The 3,599-nt window shown below is 48.3% G+C and carries 2 protein-coding genes; both read right to left on the bottom strand.

What is annotated here, in order from left to right:
- Positions 1–3 precede the first annotated feature (3 nt).
- Positions 4–2,775 (bottom strand): DEAD/DEAH box helicase, encoded by a 2,772-nt coding sequence (locus tag BN93_RS14045; RefSeq protein WP_019188954.1) that lies wholly within the window; start codon positions 2,773–2,775, stop codon positions 4–6.
- A gap of 554 nt (positions 2,776–3,329) precedes the next feature.
- The coding region (locus BN93_RS18785) for a hypothetical protein (RefSeq protein ID WP_232211197.1) at positions 3,330–3,599 on the bottom strand (270 nt) is incomplete at its 5' end.

The raw sequence follows: 3,599 nt of genomic DNA, 5'->3' as shown, positions 1-3,599 counted from the left end.
GCGTTAGTCTTCCTCTTGCGACTTATTGGCGGCAAGCAGCGAGCCGAAGAAACCCAGCAAAACCTCCACGCTCTTTTTGTCGGGTATGGCTATCTTGATATGTGTCGCTCCCGTTTCGGGGTCTTCTTCCACCAGTTCTTCCACCAGCTGCCTTGTTGCCTCTGGCGACTTAAGCGTGTCTGCAAGCCCTTGGAAGAACGTACGCCCTGCATGTACCAACTCTTTGGGCGTAGATGGGTTTGCGCTGCGGCTGCTGTGGCTATGGGTGGGTGTGACATTGGCGTTTCCTTTTGCCGCATTCTTGGGTGTGTCTCCGCGTCCGAAGTCCTTGTTCTCGGCCATTTCGCCTTCGTGCTCAACGGCATTGTCCTCATACTCGGCAGCATTGTCTTCAGTTTCATCATCAGTTGGTGTGCCAAAATCAAAATGAGTGACTGCCGTAGTGTTATCGTACTCGCCTTGCGGTGTTTTGCTTTCCCTTGCACGTTCTGCATTGGTGTTTCCGCCCTCGTTGTCGGCTATGGTGTGCGCACTTACTTCGCTTTCTTCATTATTGCGCGTTTCTTCTTCATTTTCGGCCAAATCGTCATCGTCAAACACTTCCGTTTCGTTTGTTTCGGGAGCGTTGTCTTCCATCGTTTCATTGCCCACAACCAGCTCTTGCTCGTCGTTGTCAATGGGGCTTTCGCCAGTGTGGGTGTCTGCCGAGCTGCCCATCGTCTTGTTTAGTTCGGCCATCATCTCGTCAAACTTGCCTTGTTGGGCAAAGATAGTGTCCTCTCCGCCATCCAAGACCCCTTCGAAAAGAGAGGATTTGAACTTTAATTTACCCAGCATGTCTTCTTCGAACGTGCCTGCCGACACGAGGTTTATCACCTGTATGTTGCGTTTCTGCCCCAGACGGTAAACACGTGCGATGCGTTGTTCAAGCACGGCAGGGTTCCAAGGCAGGTCTATGTTCACCACGACGGAGGCCGCTTGCAGGTTCAACCCAGTGCTTCCCGCGTCGGTAGAGAGGAAAACGCGGCAGTGGGGTTCGTCCATAAAGTTGTTTACAAGGTCTTTACGCCGTATCGAGGGGATGCCGCCATGCAGATATTCAAAGCCGATGCCTTCCTTTTCCAATTCTTTAGCCACCAGTCTTGTCATTCGTTCCCACTGGCTAAACACCACCAATTTCTCGCCGCCGCTTTCTATAACATTGCGCACGATGTTTATCACCTCGGTTACTTTTGTGTCGAACCGCGTTTTTTGGTCTAATATATAGGTGCTGTCGCACAGCATACGCATCTGCGAGAGGTGCTTCATCAGCCTATTGCGGTCTGTTTCAGACAAGAAGTGCATGTTCTGCCATTTCTTCAACAGCACCGACACATGCCAGCGCGCCTCATCGTGTTGCACCATCTGTTGCTTAGTCATGGGTACGAACAAGAGTTTGTCTTGTCTTTCGGGCATTTGCAAGTTTACGTCGCGTTTGCGCCTCCGTATCAAGAAACGTTTGATGCGCTCGCCCAATTCGTTCAGATTACGATAGCCCGCGGTAGCACCTCTCTCATCGAGCATAATGTACCGGTCTTTGAACTTATAATAGGGGCTAAGTGCGAATTGGTCTACCAGTTCGGCCACCGAATAGAGTTCTTCCAAGCGGTTTTCCAAAGGCGTACCCGATAGCACCACGGCATATAGGGCGTTCACTTTGCGAGCCGCTTTGGCGATGTGCGTGTTCCAATTCTTAAGTCGTTGCACCTCGTCTATCACCAACATGTCTACCTCTATGCTTTTGAGAAGCTTCAAATCGTTGCTTAATGCGTTGTATGATATGATGCGATAGGGTTCTTGACCTTCATATTGTTTGCATCTGGCCAACAAGTCGCCCTCTATAACGTGAACTGTTTCGCCTGTAAATCGTTCTATTTCGCGTTTCCATTGGTATTTCAGCGATGTGGGACACACGATGAGTACATTTCCCACCAGTGCCTTGTGCCTTAACATCTGCGCTGTGGCGATGGCTTGAATGGTTTTGCCCAGTCCCATCTCGTCGGCGATGATGGATTTGCCAGCCTTTAAGGCAAACTTTATGCCCTCAACCTGATAAGGATAGAGGCGGGTGTGCAGCAGAGAGTTGAAATCTTCCTGCCCCAAAGCGTCAACCCATGCCGCCCTTTCAATGTTTTCTCGGCGTTCAACAACATATTGCAGCGCATCGGGGTAACATCTAAACCCGGCATCGAGTTCTCGGGCCTTGGCCAAGAACTCATGGAAATGGGCATAAGCTGTTGGTTTCAACGCTAAATGCTCGTCAAAGTAATCATTCGCCAACATCTTAAACGCCTCGCTGTTGTCGCAGCCGATGCGTATGCGCACTTGGCGGCCTTGCCTGTAATCGATGTATACGGAAGAGTAGGACGGCAGCTCCCTGTGCACTTTTCGTCGCCCGCCAAACGTGAGTTTCAATGCTTCTATGTGCTTGCATGTGCCAAGTTGTGACGTGCGGAAATCAAAACACGAGCAATAATTCCACTGGCTGTTTGCCCCGCGGTACACAACTTTATATTGTTGTTCGTTTTTGGGATTGGTCACTATGTACTCTCCGGGCTGCAGCTTGTCGTCTACGGCAGCAACATGCAGTCGCTCTTCTCTGGCCACCTGCCTTCTCAATGCCACCTGCCACTCTTCCAAGTTCATACCTTTGGGCATCACCAAGTGGGAAATTCTTTTCCTTACCTTTTGTTTACCCTTATTTTTCTTTTTTCCCTTGTTGATGTTTTCGCTCATTATCAATTAAACTTTGCTCGTTTTCGAAGAAGTTATCTTGGCCTTATCACTTCAATGTGCACAGTGTGGGGGCTTTGTGCTGGATGGCCAATGCAAATTGGCAAGACCAAACAACGCCCCCCTTTTGGAGTATAAAGCTCGCAACAAAGGTACAATAATATTTGATAATCTCACCGCTTTGTGGGCCGTAAAGTTTAGGTATGCAGCAGAAGTGCATTGCAGGAAGACTCTTTGCTAGTTGTTTTCAGTTCCGAATGGTTGTGTACGTGGTGTCTTCGATGTCGAAATGCAAACAACAAATCGGGGTTATAGTCGTTGTTATGCCTGTTTGTGATTGGGAGATTTCACCGCACATCCTTCACAAACCATCTCCACAAGGTCAATAACTACCTTTATTTTACAATACTGAGAAGACTCTATTTTACGAAACCGATGTAGCAAATAATGCGCAGCACATTGGGAAAGATGGGCTTACACGCTTATTAATGTAAAATAAATTCACGTGAAACATCGCCATAAATTCACATTTTTAAGCCTTTTACCTTTCGAAATTTCTACAACTTGAGGGCAGAGATAGAGACTTTACCTAGGTGTGCAACCTGCTCCTTTTGCCTACGACCAGCCGTGATGGTTTGCCCAAGACTGAACATCGGGCGGAAGGAGTGGCAACGATAAATGCTAAGGCATGCCCAGTCTTTGCGCCCTTGTCCACATGGTTGATGGCGTAGGGGTAGCAAATATTTTTCTCTATCACCCTCCTGTGGCATGTTATAGTCAAAAGTAAATGGATTTGGGAAATAGAATTTGCAGAGTAAGCATCCAAT

Origin of the sequence: Prevotella conceptionensis 9403948 (assembly GCF_000312305.1) — a bacterium.
Lineage (GTDB): Bacteria > Bacteroidota > Bacteroidia > Bacteroidales > Bacteroidaceae > Prevotella > Prevotella conceptionensis.
This window is presented reverse-complemented; position numbering and strand designations above follow the sequence as displayed.